Annotated in this window: 16 protein-coding genes; 5 read left to right on the top strand and 11 right to left on the bottom strand. The window is 62.2% G+C overall.

Annotated elements, in window-relative coordinates:
* Positions 1-58: 58 nt before the first annotated feature.
* The 11 genes from leuB to OKW38_RS31915 form a co-directional block, all read right to left on the bottom strand.
* The gene (gene leuB / locus OKW38_RS31965) at positions 59-1,126 is read right to left on the bottom strand and encodes a 3-isopropylmalate dehydrogenase (protein ID WP_090808296.1); all 1,068 of its coding nucleotides are present in this window, start codon (positions 1,124-1,126) and stop codon (positions 59-61) included.
* Between the two features lie 90 nt (positions 1,127-1,216).
* On the bottom strand, positions 1,217-1,870 hold the full coding sequence (gene leuD / locus OKW38_RS31960) for a 3-isopropylmalate dehydratase small subunit (RefSeq protein ID WP_090808294.1): 654 nt from the start codon (positions 1,868-1,870) through the stop codon (positions 1,217-1,219).
* Positions 1,871-1,954: 84 nt separating this feature from the next.
* On the bottom strand, positions 1,955-2,113 hold the full coding sequence (locus OKW38_RS31955) for an entericidin A/B family lipoprotein (RefSeq protein WP_429364863.1): 159 nt from the start codon (positions 2,111-2,113) through the stop codon (positions 1,955-1,957).
* Between the two features lie 5 nt (positions 2,114-2,118).
* Positions 2,119-3,528, bottom strand: coding sequence for a 3-isopropylmalate dehydratase large subunit (gene leuC, locus OKW38_RS31950; protein WP_090808290.1), 1,410 nt, complete (start codon positions 3,526-3,528; stop codon positions 2,119-2,121).
* A gap of 296 nt (positions 3,529-3,824) precedes the next feature.
* A complete protein-coding gene (gene gltA / locus OKW38_RS31945; protein ID WP_090808288.1) occupies positions 3,825-5,126 on the bottom strand; it encodes a citrate synthase in 1,302 nt (433 codons plus the stop codon).
* Positions 5,127-5,198: 72 nt separating this feature from the next.
* A complete protein-coding gene (locus OKW38_RS31940; RefSeq protein WP_018424116.1) occupies positions 5,199-5,471 on the bottom strand; it encodes a succinate dehydrogenase assembly factor 2 in 273 nt (90 codons plus the stop codon).
* 84 nt (positions 5,472-5,555) lie between these two features.
* Positions 5,556-6,260, bottom strand: coding sequence for a succinate dehydrogenase iron-sulfur subunit (locus OKW38_RS31935; protein WP_090808286.1), 705 nt, complete (start codon positions 6,258-6,260; stop codon positions 5,556-5,558).
* Between the two features lie 26 nt (positions 6,261-6,286).
* The gene (gene sdhA, locus OKW38_RS31930) at positions 6,287-8,062 is read right to left on the bottom strand and encodes a succinate dehydrogenase flavoprotein subunit (RefSeq protein ID WP_429364861.1); all 1,776 of its coding nucleotides are present in this window, start codon (positions 8,060-8,062) and stop codon (positions 6,287-6,289) included.
* Positions 8,063-8,066: 4 nt separating this feature from the next.
* Positions 8,067-8,435 carry a succinate dehydrogenase, hydrophobic membrane anchor protein gene (gene sdhD, locus OKW38_RS31925; protein ID WP_184038008.1) on the bottom strand — a complete coding sequence of 123 codons (369 nt, stop codon included), beginning with the start codon at positions 8,433-8,435 and terminating at the stop codon, positions 8,067-8,069.
* A gap of 3 nt (positions 8,436-8,438) precedes the next feature.
* Positions 8,439-8,855: a succinate dehydrogenase, cytochrome b556 subunit gene (gene sdhC / locus OKW38_RS31920; protein ID WP_090808277.1), complete on the bottom strand. Its 417-nt coding sequence runs from the start codon at positions 8,853-8,855 to the stop codon at positions 8,439-8,441.
* A gap of 157 nt (positions 8,856-9,012) precedes the next feature.
* On the bottom strand, positions 9,013-9,813 hold the full coding sequence (locus OKW38_RS31915; protein WP_184038002.1) for a GntR family transcriptional regulator: 801 nt from the start codon (positions 9,811-9,813) through the stop codon (positions 9,013-9,015).
* Positions 9,814-10,352: 539 nt separating this feature from the next.
* On the opposite strand from OKW38_RS31915, the gene OKW38_RS31910 reads away from it, so the two are divergent.
* From OKW38_RS31910 to OKW38_RS31890, 5 genes are all read left to right on the top strand, one after another.
* Entirely contained in the window at positions 10,353-11,336 is a 984-nt protein-coding gene (locus OKW38_RS31910; protein ID WP_090808272.1) for a malate dehydrogenase, read from the top strand.
* A gap of 191 nt (positions 11,337-11,527) precedes the next feature.
* Entirely contained in the window at positions 11,528-12,544 is a 1,017-nt protein-coding gene (locus tag OKW38_RS31905; RefSeq protein WP_429364859.1) for an HpcH/HpaI aldolase/citrate lyase family protein, read from the top strand.
* Positions 12,545-12,598: 54 nt separating this feature from the next.
* Positions 12,599-13,786, top strand: coding sequence for a bifunctional 2-methylcitrate synthase/citrate synthase (gene prpC / locus OKW38_RS31900; protein WP_090808268.1), 1,188 nt, complete (start codon positions 12,599-12,601; stop codon positions 13,784-13,786).
* Between the two features lie 101 nt (positions 13,787-13,887).
* Positions 13,888-14,400: a hypothetical protein gene (locus OKW38_RS31895; RefSeq protein WP_429333091.1), complete on the top strand. Its 513-nt coding sequence runs from the start codon at positions 13,888-13,890 to the stop codon at positions 14,398-14,400.
* Between the two features lie 24 nt (positions 14,401-14,424).
* Entirely contained in the window at positions 14,425-15,876 is a 1,452-nt protein-coding gene (locus OKW38_RS31890; RefSeq protein ID WP_429364858.1) for a bifunctional 2-methylcitrate dehydratase/aconitate hydratase, read from the top strand.
* The last annotated feature ends 3 nt before the right edge of the window (positions 15,877-15,879 follow it).

Below are 15,879 nucleotides of genomic sequence, written 5' to 3'. Positions count from 1 at the left end.
TATCGTTGACCTGACCACCGCATGCCCTCGCTCTGCGAGCGCATGCGGTGCACGCGTTTTACAGCGCGGCCACGACGGCATCGCCCATCGCGGCGGTGCCGATCTGCTTGCAACCCGGCGTGAGAATGTCGCCGGTACGATAGCCCTGTTCGAGCACCTTCTTCACCGCGGTTTCGATGCGATCGGCCTGCTCCGCCTTGTTCAGCGAATAGCGCAGCATCATCGCGGCCGACAGGATCGTGGCGAGCGGATTGGCCACGCCCTTGCCGGCGATATCCGGCGCGGAGCCATGCGACGGCTCGTACAAGCCCTTGTTGTTCTTGTCGAGCGATGCCGACGGCAGCATGCCGATCGAGCCGGTCAGCATGGCCGCCTCGTCGGACAGGATGTCGCCGAACATGTTGCCGGTCACGATCACGTCGAACGACTTCGGCGCCTTCACGAGCTGCATCGCGGCGTTGTCGACGTACATGTGCGACAGTTCGACGTCCGCGTATTCCTTCGACACGTCGATCATCACGTCCTTCCAGAACTGCGACGTTTCGAGCACGTTGGCTTTATCGACCGAGGTGAGCTTCTTGCCGCGCTTTTGCGCCGCCTGGAATGCGACGTGCGCGATGCGGCGCACTTCGGGTTCCGAATAGCGCATCGTGTCGAAGCCTTCCTTTGCGCCGGCGAACAGGCCGTCCGGCGACGTACGCACGCCGCGCGGCGCGCCGAAGTAGATGTCGCCGTTCAGTTCGCGCACGATCAGGATGTCGAGACCCGAAACGATCTCTTCCTTCAGCGACGACGCGCCCGTCAGTTGCGGGTAGCAGATCGCCGGACGGAAGTTCGCGAAAAGTTCCAGGTGCTTGCGCAGACCGAGAATCGCCTGCTCAGGGCGCAGCGCGCGTTCGAGCTTGTCGTACTTCCAGTCGCCGACCGCGCCGAACAGGATCGCGTCGGCTTCCTTCGCGAGCGCGAGCGTCGAGTCCGGCAGCGGGTGGCCCTTCGCTTCGTAGCCTGCGCCGCCGACCGGCGCTTCTTCGAGTTCGAACTTCTCGCCGAGCACGTTCAGGACCTTGACGGCCTCCTTGACGATTTCGGGACCGATGCCGTCGCCCGGCAACACTGCGATCTTCATGCGAATTCCTTGATGATTTTTTCGGATCTTTCTGGCGCAAACCGACATTGGCGCGCGGACTTCACGCCCCTGACGCCCTCACGGTTTCGCTTAGCGGACGAGGCGATGGTTCAGCCACGGTTGCTTCGCGAGACGCTCCGCTTCGAATTGGCGGATCTTGTCCGCGTGACGCAGCGTGAGGCCGATGTCGTCGAAACCGTTCAGCAGACAATACTTGCGGAACGCCGCGACTTCGAACGGATATTCGGTGCCGCCGTCGGCCGTGCGCACGACTTGCGCTTCGAGGTCGATCGTCAGCTCGAAGCCGTTGAACGCATACGTCTCGTTGAACAGATGATCGACCTGCTGTTCGGTCAGCACGATCGGCAGCACGCCGTTCTTGAAGCAGTTGTTGTAGAAGATGTCCGCGAAGCTCGGCGCGATCAGCGCGCGAAAGCCGTATTGCTGCAACGCCCAGGGCGCGTGTTCGCGCGAGCTGCCGCAGCCAAAATTCTTGCGCGCGAGCAGCACCGAGGCGCCCTGGTAGCGCGGCTGGTTCAGCACGAAATCCGGGTTCAGCGGACGCTTCGAGTTGTCTTGACCCGGTTCGCCGTGGTCGAGGTAGCGCCATTCGTCGAACGCATTCGGACCGAAACCCGTGCGCTTGATCGACTTCAGGAACTGCTTCGGAATGATCGCGTCCGTGTCGACGTTCTCGCGATCGAGCGGCGCCACGACGCCGGTGTGTACGATGAATTTATCCATGACGCTTGCGCCTGTTCAGGACCGGGCGATGCGACTGGCGGCTGGAACCCCCGCGCCGTATCGCCGGCAAAAATCAAAAACCGCTTATTTCTCAGCGTGATTGCTGATCGAATTGCCGAGGTGCGACATGTCCTGGCCGAATCCGTGCACCGTGTTGCAGCCGGCAAGACCGAGCAGGAGCCCGGCGACCGTGCCGAGTGCGAAGCGGCGCAACAGAGTGATGCGATTCATGTTCTTCATCATGCGATTTATCCGAGCTTGCGAATGTCGACGAAATGCCCTTCGATGGCCGCAGCCGCGGCCATCGCGGGGCTCACCAGGTGCGTGCGGCCACCAGCGCCCTGACGACCTTCGAAATTGCGGTTCGACGTGGACGCGCAACGCTCGCCCGGCTCGAGCCGGTCGGCGTTCATTGCCAGACACATCGAGCAGCCCGGCTCGCGCCATTCGAAACCGGCCTCGGTAAAGACCTTGTCGAGGCCTTCACGCTCCGCCTGCGCCTTCACGAGACCCGAACCCGGCACGACCATCGCCAGACGGATGTTCGGCGCGACCCGACGGCCGAGCTTCTTCACGACATAAGCCGCGGCGCGAATGTCTTCGATGCGCGCGTTGGTGCACGACCCGATGAAGATTTTATCCGGCTTGATCGACTCGATCGGCGCGTTCGGCTCGAGCGCCATGTACTTGAGCGCGCGCTCCATCGCGTCGCGCTTGACCGGGTCCTTTTCGCGCTCCGGATCCGGCACGCGGCCGTCGATCGGCGTGACCATTTCCGGCGACGTGCCCCAGGTGACCTGCGGCACGATTTCGGCGGCGTTCAACTCGACCACGCGATCGAAATGCGCTCCGTCGTCCGACTTGAACTGCTTCCAGTACTCGACCGCGTGATCCCACTCGACGCCTTGCGGCGAGAACGGACGGCCTTTCAGGTATTCGACCGTGGTGTCGTCGACGGCGACCATGCCGGCGCGCGCGCCCGCTTCGATCGCCATGTTGCAGACCGTCATGCGGCCTTCCATTGTCAGCGAACGGATCGTCGAGCCGCCGAATTCGATCGCGTAGCCAGTGCCGCCCGCGGTGCCGATCTTGCCGATGATCGCGAGCACGATGTCCTTCGCGGTACAGCCGCGCGGCAATTGGCCCTCGACCTTCACGAGCATGTTCTTGCTCTTCTTCTGCAGCAGCGTTTGCGTGGCCAGCACGTGCTCGACTTCCGACGTGCCGATGCCGTGCGCGAGCGCGCCGAACGCGCCGTGCGTGGACGTGTGCGAGTCGCCGCAGACGATTGTCATACCCGGCAGCGTGGCGCCCTGTTCCGGCCCGATGATGTGAACGATGCCCTGACGCAGGTCGTTCATCTTGAACTGTGTGATGCCGAAGGCGTCGCAGTTGGCGTCGAGCGTGTCGACCTGCAGCTTCGACACCGGATCGGCGATGCCGTGGCTGCGGTCCGTGGTCGGCACGTTGTGGTCGGACACGGCCAGGTTCGCGCTGATGCGCCACACCGGACGCTGGGCGATTTTCAGGCCTTCGAACGCCTGCGGGCTGGTCACTTCATGCAGCAGGTGACGGTCGATGTAGAGAATCGTGGTGCCGTCGTCTTCCGTGTGGACCACGTGCGTGTTCCACAATTTGTCGTAGAGGGTCTGTGCCATGGTATGCGGGGAGTAATGACTGCGGGCTGACTGTGTCGATTGATTATGCCACGCTGCACACCGCGATGGGCTGCTCAGCCGACGAAAAAACCGATAAAAAACATGGAGTTGGCTGGTAGTGGCAATACCTGTATCGTCGTTACCCGGCAAGCGTTGGCCCCAGCGACGCCTAGCTGCCGCCGAAACGGAAAACGCCCCAACGGTAAACCCGTCGAGGCGTTTTATTCACTCCAATTTCGCGCTTTTGCACGGCACGAATGCCGCTGCGAAGCGCGCGTATTGAGGTCGATCAGCGATCAGCGCTGTGCGATCGGCTTCGCTTCACGCAGCGTCTCGCCGATGAACAACTGACGCGGACGACCAATCTTCTGCTCGGGATCGGCGATCATTTCGTTCCACTGCGCGATCCAGCCGACCGTACGCGCCATCGCGAAGATACACGTGAACATCGACGTCGGAATGCCCAGCGCGCGCTGCACGATGCCCGAGTAGAAGTCGACGTTCGGGTACAGCTTGCGCGACACGAAGTATTCGTCTTCGAGCGCGATCTTTTCGAGTTCCATCGCGAGCTTGAACAGCGGATCGTCGTGCAGGCCCAGCTCTTCGAGCACTTCGTAGCAGGTCTCGCGCATCAGCTTCGCGCGCGGGTCGTAGTTCTTGTACACGCGGTGGCCGAAGCCCATCAGCTTCACGCCCGAGTTCTTGTCCTTCACCTGCTTGATGAACTCAGAAATGTTGTCGACCGAGCCGATTTCTTCCAGCATGGTCAGCGCGGCTTCGTTCGCGCCGCCGTGCGCCGGGCCCCACAGACACGCGATACCCGCCGCGATACACGCGAACGGATTCGCGCCCGACGAACCGGCGAGCCGCACGGTCGACGTCGACGCGTTCTGCTCGTGGTCAGCGTGCAGGATCAGGATACGGTCGAGCGCGCGCACCAGCACGTCGTTGACCTCGTACTCTTCGCACGGGTTCGAGAACATCATGCGCATGAAGTTCGCGCTGTACGACAGGTCGTTCTTCGGATACACGAACGGCTGGCCGATGCTGTACTTGTACGCCATCGCGACCAGCGTGGGCAGCTTCGCGATCATACGGATCGCCGACACTTCGCGGTGATGCGGGTTATTGATGTCGAGCGAGTCGTGATAGAACGCGGACAGCGCGCCGACCGCGGCGACCAGAATTGCCATCGGGTGCGCGTCGCGGCGGAAGCCGCGGAAGAAGAACTGCATCTGCTCGTGCACCATCGTGTGCTTCGTGACGGTGCCGACGAATTCGACCTTCTGCTTCTGGTTCGGCAGCTCGCCGTTCAGCAGCAGGTAGCAGGTTTCGAGGAAATCGGCGTTTTGCGCGAGGTTGTCGATCGGGTAGCCGCGGTAGAGCAGTTCGCCCTTGTCGCCGTCGATGTAGGTAATCGCCGAATTGCACGCCGCCGTCGACATGAAGCCCGGGTCGTACGTGAATTTGCCGGTCTGGCCGTACAGTTTGCGAATGTCGATCACATCCGGGCCAATCGTGCCCTTGTAAATCGGCATTTCGACGCTCGGCGAATTGTCGCTGAACGATAGCGTGGCTTTAACATCTGACGGGGTCATAGCACATCCTCAATCGAAGTATGGATACAGGGTTTCGATAATTGCACGCCTGGAACAACGGACTGGCGGCGCTCAAGCGTTGCGCAGCAACTCCAGAACCCGGACCACGTCCGGGTCGGCCAGATCGCCTTCAGGTTCCTTGCGCGCGAGCAGCAAGTCCATCAGGTCGTTATCGCTCAGCTCGAGCAGGCGCGTGAGTGCGCCCACGTCGGCATCGCTGAGGTCATGCTCATATCGGCTGAAAAAACGCTCGAAAATCAGGTCGTTTTCCAGCAGGCCCCGCCGTGCGCGCCAGCGAAGACGCGCGCGGCGGAGGGGGTCGGACTGATGCGATGTTTCGGTCATGTCGGTACACCCCGCGCCGCGCCCGGGCGCACTGACCGCCCTCTCGGGGACAGCGCGCGCCAGGGAGCGCGGAGCTCATTGATACTAGACAGCGCGGCGAACCATCAATTCCTTGATCTTGCCGATTGCCTTGGTCGGGTTCAGGCCCTTCGGACAAACGTCGACGCAGTTCATGATGGTGTGGCAACGGAACAGACGGTACGGATCTTCCAGGTTGTCGAGGCGCTCGCCGGTTGCCTCGTCGCGGCTATCCGCGATGAAGCGGTAGGCTTGCAGCAGACCAGCCGGGCCGACGAACTTGTCCGGGTTCCACCAGAAGCTCGGGCACGACGTCGAGCAGCTCGCGCACAGAATGCATTCGTACAGGCCGTCGAGCTCGTCGCGTTCTTCCGGCGACTGCAGACGTTCCTTTTCCGGCGGCGGCGTATCGTTGATCAGGTACGGCTTGATCGAGTGATACTGGTTGAAGAACTGCGTGAAGTCGCAGATCAGGTCGCGCACGACGGGCAGGCCCGGCAGCGGACGCAGCACGATCTTCTGCGGCAGGTCGTTCAGGTTCGTCAGGCACGCGAGGCCGTTCTTGCCGTTGATGTTCATTGCGTCCGAACCGCACACGCCTTCGCGGCACGAGCGACGGAACGACAGGGTTTCGTCGAGCGCCTTCAGCTTGATGAGCGCGTCGAGCAGCATGCGTTCGTGCGAGTCGATTTCGATCTCGTACGTCTGCATGCGCGGAGCGGCGTCCTTGTCCGGATCGTAGCGGTAAATTTCAAATGTACGCTTGGCCATTTCTCTGAATTCCTTTGACTTGTGCCTTAGAAGGTACGCGCTTTCGGCGGAACCGATTCGACGGTCAGCGGCTTCATGTGAACCGGCTTGTAGTCGAGGCGATCGCCTTCGCTGAACCACAACGTATGGCGCAGCCAGTTTTCGTCGTCGCGATGTTCGAAGTCGTTCTGCGCGTGCGCGCCGCGGCTTTCCTTGCGCGCTTCGGCGGAGACCATCGTGGCGCGTGCCACTTCGATCAGGTTCGCCACTTCGAGCGCTTCGATGCGAGCCGTGTTGAACACCTTCGACTTGTCCTTCAGATGGATGTTGTCGACGCGTGCCGCCACTTCACGGATGGCCTCGACGCCTTCGGACAGCAGAGCCGAGGTACGGAACACACCAGCGTGCTTCTGCATCGTGCCGCGGATGTCGTTCGCGACCGACTGTGCGTACTCGCCCGACGACGAGTTGTCCAGCTTCGCCAGACGCGACAGCGCGAAGTCGGCTGCATCGGCCGGCAGCGGCTTGTGTTCCTTCGTTTCCTTCACGTGCTTGACGATGTGGTTGCCGGCAGCGCGGCCGAACACCACGAGGTCGAGCAGCGAGTTCGTGCCAAGGCGGTTTGCGCCATGCACCGACACGCACGAGCATTCGCCCACTGCGTAGAAACCGTTGACGACTTCTTCGGGGCCGCGCGGCGTACCGACGACCTGGCCGTTGATGTTCGTCGGAATACCGCCCATCTGGTAGTGGATGGTCGGCACGACCGGAATCGGCTCTTTAATGCAGTCGACGTTCGCGAACTTCAGCGCGATTTCGCGGATCGACGGCAGACGCTTCATGATCGTCTCGGCGCCGATGTGCGACAGGTCGAGCAGCACGTGATCCTTGTTCGGACCCACGCCGCGGCCTTCCTTGATTTCCTGGTCCATCGAACGCGAAACGAAATCGCGCGGCGCCAGGTCCTTCAGCGTCGGCGCGTAGCGTTCCATGAAACGCTCGCCGTTCGAGTTACGCAGAATACCGCCTTCGCCGCGCACGCCTTCGGTGATCAGCACGCCCGCGCCGGCCACGCCGGTCGGGTGGAATTGCCAGAATTCCATGTCCTGCAGCGCGATGCCCGAACGGGCCGCCATGCCGAGGCCGTCACCGGTGTTGATGAACGCGTTCGTCGATGCCGCGAAGATCCGGCCCGCGCCGCCCGTGGCGAACAGCGTGGTCTTGCCTTCGAGGATGTAGACGTCGCCGGTTTCCATTTCCAGTGCGGTCACGCCGAGCACGTCGCCGTCGGCGTCGCGGATCAGGTCCAGCGCCATCCATTCGACGAAGAATTGCGTCTTGGCAGCAACGTTCTGCTGGTACAGCGTGTGCAGCAGCGCGTGACCGGTACGGTCAGCCGCCGCGCAGGCGCGTTGCACCGGCTTTTCGCCGTAGTTCGCGGTGTGGCCGCCGAACGGGCGCTGATAGATCGTGCCGTCTGCGTTACGGTCGAACGGCATGCCGAAGTGTTCGAGTTCGTAGACGGCGTTCGGTGCTTCACGGCACATGAACTCGATCGCGTCCTGGTCGCCGAGCCAGTCGGAGCCCTTGATCGTGTCGTAGAAGTGGTAGTGCCAGTTGTCTTCGCTCATGTTGCCGAGCGAAGCGCCGATGCCGCCCTGGGCCGCGACCGTGTGCGAACGCGTCGGGAACACCTTGGACAGCACGCAGACCGACAGACCGGCACGCGCGAGTTGCAGCGACGCGCGCATCCCCGAGCCGCCCGCGCCGACGATGACGACGTCGAAGCGGCGACGCGGCAGAGAATTCTTGATTGCAACCATGCTTTTATACTCTCCAGAGAATCTGCGCAGCGTAGCCCGCACATGCGAGCAGCCAGAGGATCGTCAGCACCTGGAGGACGAGACGCGTGCCAACGGGCTTCACGTAATCCATCCAGATGTCACGGATACCAACCCACGCGTGGTAGAACAGCGAGAGAAGCGTGACGAACGTGGCGAGCTTCATCCACTGCGTCGCGAAGATCGACGCCCAGCCGTCGTACGAAAAGTCGCGCGCGAGGAAGAACCACGCGAGCAGAATCACCGTGTACACCGCCATCACGCAGGCGGTGACGCGTTGCGCGAGCCAGTCGCGCAGACCGTAATGCGCGCCGACGACGAGACGCTTCGAACCGATTCGGTTATTGGCTGACATTTTTTAGAATGCTCCGAACAGTTTTGCCGCGAATGCGATGGTAAGCAGCGACGACACGACGATCACCACGATGGAGGTCGATTTGCCCTTCTCCTTCGACACGGCATCATGATTCGTATCCATCACGAGGTGACGGATGCCGGCGCAGAAGTGGAACAGGAAGGCCCACGCGAGAACCAGCGTGATCAGCTTGACGATGATGTTGGAGAGGAAGCCTTTGAATACTTCGAAGCTCAGTTCGGAAGTCAGGCTCTGATCGAAGAGGAACAGCAGGAACGGAAGGAAGAGAAACAACAAGGCACCGCTCACGCGATGCAGAATCGACACGCGCCCCGCCAGCGGGAGACGATATGCCGTCAGTATTTGCCCAATACCGATGTTCCGGAATTCCGGCCTCGGTTTTTTTACGGCTTCTGCCATGCTAGACCCCTACTATGTAGTCACACTAATCCGCAATTTTAGCGCCTTTTTATATCGCGCTGCAGCGAAAACCACGCTGGGTCCCTTGCGGCGCGCGCATTAAAAGCGCCTTCCGATTGGCACGCGTGTGGGATGCCGCGCCTCGTTTCAGCCCGATTCAGCTCAGATCGTTCTGATAGTAATACCCGGTTGTGACATACCAACCTCGCCGGACTTCGACCGGCCGGTCCCCATAGGTATAGGACACGCGCTCGACCGACAGCAACGGAAAACCCGCCGGCACATGCAGCAGGTCCGCCACGGAAGGCTCCGCCGCGACCGCGCGGATTTTTTCCGTCGCGCGAATCATGCGGGTACCGAATTCCGTCTCGAACATCGCGTAGAGGGGACCCTTGTACTCCGACAGCCGCTCGAGCGTGAGCCCGCGGAACACGACGCCGGGCAGCCAGATTTCGTCGAGCACGGTGACTTCGCCGTCGAACTGCAGCAAACGCTTGATCAGCACGACCGGATCGGCCGGCTTCAGATCGAGCTGCCGCGCGATTTCCGCCGATGCGCGCAGCCGCCGGCATTCGAGCAGACGGCTCACGTGCGGATGCTCGGCGCCGTCGTCCGCGAGCAATCTCAGGAAACGGAACTGCGCGCGCTCTTCGTTGTGCGTTGCAACGAAGGTGCCCTTGCCCTGGCGGCGCACCAGCAGGTTGTCGGCGGCGAGTTCGTCGATCGCCTTGCGCACCGTACCCTGACTCACCTTGAAACGCGCGGCCAGTTCGACTTCACTAGGAATGATCTCGCCCGGCTTCCATTCGCCGCTTTCGAGGCTCTGCGTAATCAAGCCCTTGATCTGCTGATATAAGGGGCTGAAGGTAGGCGACGCGGCAGCGGAAACAGCGGATACGCCTTCGCCGGCGGCCCCTTGGCCATTCGGGTTCACAGGATTCGCCGGGTTCGAATTCATGCGCGCATTTCATCATAAAGGGCTGGGACACGTCTAGGGTTTTCCCCGCGATAGATGTGTCTTATATAAGACATAAGATACTGTTGACTTTGTCTGTTTCGACTCCTACACTCCTTGTCGAGCAAGGGTTTGCGGGATTTTGCGGCGGCTGTTTGATGCAGCGCCGCGACGCTCCGGCAGCCACTCTGCACCATGCCGTCCCCTACGCAGTCCAGGTTTCGATTCGCCGCCATCCGTTGCATTCGCGCGCTGTCTCCGTGTTGCACCCGCTGGCCCGACGCTTGCCGAAACGCGCTGTTTGCAGGAGCCCGCACCGTGCAGTTGCGGCCCCGGCCCGGCGTAAGCCCTGGGCCATCCCGTCCCGCTCCGCAGTACAGCTTTCCGGCACGGCGGTCTTGCCGTAACGCGCCGCCCGGTCTCGCCAATTCCGAGCCCGCACGCGAACAGTGAATTCCGCCGTGTTTCATCACGCTTCGCTGAACGCGCATATAGAATGGCGTTTTCCCTAGCGTCTAACGCATCGTCCTGGAGATTTCTCAATGGCTAAGCCCGCAAAGCGCGTTGCCGTCACCGGCGCCGCAGGTCAAATCGCTTACTCCCTGCTATTCCGCATCGCCAATGGCGACCTGCTCGGCAAGGACCAGCCGGTGATCCTGCAACTGCTCGATCTGCCGCAAGCGCAAGCCGCCGTCAAAGGCGTCGTGATGGAACTGGATGATTGCGCATTCCCGCTGCTGTCGGGCGTCGTGATCACGGACGACCCGAAGGTCGCGTTCAAGGACGCCGACATTGCACTGCTGGTCGGCGCGCGTCCGCGTTCGAAGGGTATGGAGCGCAAGGATCTGCTGTCGGCCAACGCCGAAATCTTCACGGTTCAGGGCAAGGCGCTGAACGACGTCGCCAGCCGCGACGTGAAGGTTCTGGTGGTCGGCAACCCGGCCAACACGAACGCATACATCGCCATGAAGTCGGCGCCGGATCTGCCGAAGAAGAACTTCACCGCGATGCTCCGTCTGGACCACAACCGCGCGCTGTCGCAACTGGCCGCCAAGTCGGGCAAGCCGGTCGCGTCGATCGAAAAGCTCGCAGTGTGGGGCAACCACTCGCCGACCATGTACCCGGACTTCCGCGTTGCAACGGCTGAAGGTCAGGACCTGACCAAGCTGATCAACGACGAAGAATGGAACCGCAACACGTTCATCCCGACCGTCGGCAAGCGCGGCGCGGCGATCATCGAAGCGCGCGGCCTGTCGTCGGCGGCATCGGCGGCTAACGCTGCGATCGACCACGTGCGTGACTGGGTGCTCGGCACGAACGGCAAGTGGGTCACGATGGGCATCCCGTCGGACGGCTCGTACGGCATTCCTGAAGACATCATCTACGGCGTGCCCGTGACCTGCGAAAACGGCGAGTACAAGCGCGTCGAAGGTCTGGCAATCGACGCGTTCTCGCGCGAAAAGATGGACGGCACGCTGCAGGAACTGCTGGAAGAGCGCGACGGCGTTCAGCACCTGCTCGGCTAAGCATCTGATGCCGATGAACCGGAACTCCGAAGCCTCAGCGCGGCGGGTTCCGGTTTTTTTCGTGTGAATGGCCGTGCGATCATCGCCATTCGCCTCTGATTCGAACGTGCTTTGCCGTTGCCCGACGGCACTCGCGCAGAGCACGCCCGAATCCGACATCCTTAATTTTCACCACGCCCCACACGCCGAAGATGCGCGTTCTCACACCCGCCGAAGTGCTGTTTGAGGGCGAAGCGCCGCCCGCTGTGCTGCCTGCCTGCGATCACTACGCGGGCAGCGAAAAGCTGATGCTGAAGTCGCTCGCGTTACAGCAGCAACTCGGCCCGGTGTTCGATATCACGCTCGATTGCGAAGACGGCGCGCAGGTCGGCCGCGAGGCCGAGCACGCGGAACTGGTCGCATCGCTACTGGGCACCGAGCATGACCGCTTCGGCCGCGTCGGCGTGCGCATCCACGACTTCGCTCACGCGCACTGGCGCGACGACGTACGCCTCATTCTGCGCGCCGCAAAGCGAGCACCCGCTTACATCACGCTGCCGAAAATCCGCAATGTTCACGATGCCGCCTCGATGATCGCGTTCATCGAGGCGACGCGGCGCGAGCTCGGCCTCGCGCAGCCGGTGCCGGTGCAGTTGCTGGTCGAAACCCACGGCGCGCTTACGCGTGTGTTCGAACTCGCCGCGCTGCCGGGCGTCGAGGCGCTGAGCTTCGGCCTGATGGACTTCGTCTCCGCGCACGACGGCGCGATCCCCGATACCGCGATGCGCTCGCCGGGCCAATTCGATCATCCGCTCGTGCGGCGCGCGAAGCTCGAGATTTCGGCGGCCTGCCATGCGTTCGGCAAGGTGCCGTCGCACAACGTCAGCACCGAAGTGCGCGACATGAGCGTTGTCGCGAACGACGCACAGCGCGCCCGCAACGAGTTCGGCTACACGCGCATGTGGAGCATCCACCCCGCGCAGATCGAGGCGATCGTCGCCGCGTTCGCGCCGCGCGACGAAGAAATCGCGACGGCCGCCGAAATCCTGCTCGCCGCGCAGTCCGCGCATTGGGGCCCGACGCGTCACGGCGATACGCTGCACGACCGTGCGAGCTACCGCTATTACTGGTCGGTGCTGCGCCGCGCGCAAACCACCGGCCGCGCTGTTCCACAAGAAGCGGCGTCGCTTTTTGCGCAAGTGGGCGCCAACGGACAGTCGGTGGCATAAGCGACGCGTTTTTCAAACGGCAGCGATGAGCCGGCACACAGGAGAAGGCGGAACATGAGCGAGACGACGCAAGCCGCTGGCGCAACAGGCGGCAACGAAACGCAAAGCGGCTTCAAACCGAAAAAATCCGTCGCGCTGTCGGGCGTGACCGCGGGCAACACCGCGCTGTGCACGGTCGGCAAGACCGGCAACGATTTGCACTATCGCGGCTATGACATTCTCGACATCGCCGAGGCGTGCGAATTCGAGGAGATCGCTTATCTGCTGGTCCACGGCAAGCTACCGACCCAGGCCGAACTGACCGCGTACAAGACGAAGCTGAAGTCGATGCGCGGCCTGCCCGCCAACGTAAAAGCCGCACTCGAATGGATTCCGGCCGCCGCGCATCCGATGGACGTGATGCGCACCGGCGTGTCGGTGCTCGGCACCGTACTGCCCGAGAAAGACGATCACAACTTGCCCGGCGCGCGCGATATCGCCGACAAGCTGATGGCCTCGCTCGGCTCGATGCTGCTGTACTGGTATCACTACTCGCACAACGGCAAGCGCATCGAGGTCGAAACCGACGACGATTCGATCGGCGGGCATTTCCTGCATCTGCTGCATGGCGTCGAGCCGTCGAAGGCGTGGGTGGATGCGATGCACGTGTCGCTGAACCTGTACGCGGAGCACGAGTTCAACGCGTCGACGTTCACCGGCCGCGTGATCGCGGGCACGGGCTCGGACATGTACTCGGCGGTCACCGGCGCGATCGGCGCGCTGCGCGGCCCGAAACACGGCGGCGCCAATGAAGCCGCGTTCGAAATCCAGTCGCGCTACCAGACGCCTGACGAAGCCGAAGCCGACATCCGCCGCCGCGTCGAGAACAAGGAAGTCGTGATCGGCTTTGGCCATCCGGTCTACACGATCTCGGACCCGCGCAACAAGATCATCAAGGAAGTCGCGAAGAAGCTGTCGAAGGAAGCGGGCAACACGAAGCTGTTCTCGATCGCCGAACGGCTCGAATCGGTGATGTGGGACGCGAAGAAGATGTTCCCGAACCTCGACTGGTTCAGCGCGGTGTCGTATCACATGATGGGCGTGCCGACCGCGATGTTCACGCCGCTGTTCGTGATCTCGCGTACGGCAGGATGGAGCGCGCACATCATCGAGCAGCGCGTCGACAACAAGATCATCCGCCCGAGCGCGAATTACACCGGACCCGAGAATTTAAAGTACGTGCCGCTAAATAGGAGAAAATAGCGATCGCTGCGCGCTCCACAGCGCGTGCAGTTCAACCCGCGCGGCCGCCGGACCGGTCGTCCGCGCACTGTTTAACTGATTTTGATAGAAAGGTTTTCTCCATGAAAAAGCTGATGATCGCCGCCATGATTGGCGCCCTGTCCACGACGATGCTGACCGTCGCGACTGACGCCACCGCTGCGGACACGGCCACCACCACGAAGAAGCCGGCCACCAAGGCCGTCGCGAAGCGCCCGGAGCCGCGCCGCCTGATCAAGCGCAAGCCGAATCCGGCGAAGGAAGCGAAGGTCGATCCGATCCCGGAAGGCGCTGAAAAGTGGGCGTGCAAGGACGGCCTTGCTTTCGAAATGAAAGGCGACATGAAGCGTGACCAGATCGTCACGGTTCACTGGGCGAACAAGAACTACAACCTGCCGCGCGAAGCGACCACGACGGGCGCCGACCGCTTCCACGACGCAGCATCCGGCATGGACCTCGTCGTGATCCCGACGAAGGCCATGCTGTTCCAGGACAAGGACAGCTCGCGTCTCGCCGACGAGTGCAAGACGGTCGCCATGGAAGAGGGCGCGCCGGCTGCAACGCAATCGAACGCGATCAACAAGACCGGCAACTGATTTTCGCCGCCAGGGAAGCCCCCGATGTCCGCCCCGATCTCCAACGTACGACCCGCCCCGGACGCCGTCCTGGCCGATATCGTCGACTACGTGCTGGATTACCGGATCGACAGCGCGCTCGCGCTGGAAACCGCGCGTCATTGCCTGATCGACACGCTCGGTTGCGGACTTGAGGCGCTTACCTACCCAGCCTGCACCAAGCTGATGGGACCGATCGTGGCAGGCACGATCGTCCCCAACGGCGCGAAGGTGCCGGGCACGTCGTTCCAGCTGGACCCGGTTCAGGCGGCCTTCAACATCGGCGCGATGATCCGCTGGCTCGATTTCAACGACACCTGGCTCGCCGCCGAATGGGGCCATCCGTCCGATAACCTCGGTGGCATTCTCGCGACGGCCGACTGGCTCTCGCGCACCGCCATCGCAACCGGCAAAGCGCCGCTGACGATGAAAGACGTCCTGATCGCCATGATCAAGGCGCACGAAATTCAAGGCTGCATCGCGCTCGAGAACTCGTTCAACAAGGTCGGGCTCGATCATGTGCTGCTCGTCAAGCTAGCGTCGACCGCGGTGGTCGGCCAGCTGATCGGCCTTACGCGCGACGAGCTGATCAACGCGGTATCGCAGGCGCTCGTCGATGGGCAGGCGCTGCGCACCTACCGTCATGCGCCGAACACCGGTTCGCGCAAATCGTGGGCCGCCGGCGACGCGACCTCGCGCGCCGTGCGCCTCGCGCTGATCTCGAAGACCGGCGAGATGGGCTATCCGTCGGTGCTCAGCGCGAAAATGTGGGGCTTCTACGACGTGCTGTTCAACGGCAACGCGTTCCAGTTCCAGCGTCCGTACGGCTCGTACGTGATGGAAAACGTGCTGTTCAAAATCTCGTTTCCGGCCGAGTTCCACGCGCAAACCGCCGTGGAAGCCGCGCTCGCGCTGCATGTGCAGCTCGCCGCGCAGGGCCGGCGCGTCGAAGACATTCGCCGCATCACGATCCGCACCCACGAAGCGGCGATTCGCATCATCGATAAAAAGGGTCCGTTGAACAATCCGGCTGACCGTGATCATTGCATCCAGTACATGATCGCGGTGCCGCTGATTTTCGGCCGTCTGACGGCTGCCGATTACGAAGATTCAGTCGCGCAGGACTCGCGTATCGATGCATTGCGCGCGAAGATGGAATGCGTCGAAGACCCACAGTTCACGAAGGACTATCACGACCCGGAGAAGCGGTCGATCGCCAACGCACTGACGATCGAATTCAACGACGGGTCGAAGTTCGGTGAAGTCGTAGTCGAATACCCGATCGGTCATAAGCGCCGTCGTGAAGACGGTATTCCGTTGCTGGTCGAGAAGTTCAAGACCAACCTCGCGCGGCGCTTTCCGGTCAAGCAACAACTGGCGATTCTCGACGTATCGCTCGACCAGGCCAAGCTCGAAGCGACGCCGGTCAATGAATACGTCGATCTGTACGTCATCTAGGTT

The organism is Paraburkholderia sp. MM5496-R1, assembly GCF_050436205.1.
In the GTDB taxonomy this organism is placed as follows: Bacteria; Pseudomonadota; Gammaproteobacteria; order Burkholderiales; family Burkholderiaceae; genus Paraburkholderia; species Paraburkholderia tuberum.
This window is presented reverse-complemented; position numbering and strand designations above follow the sequence as displayed.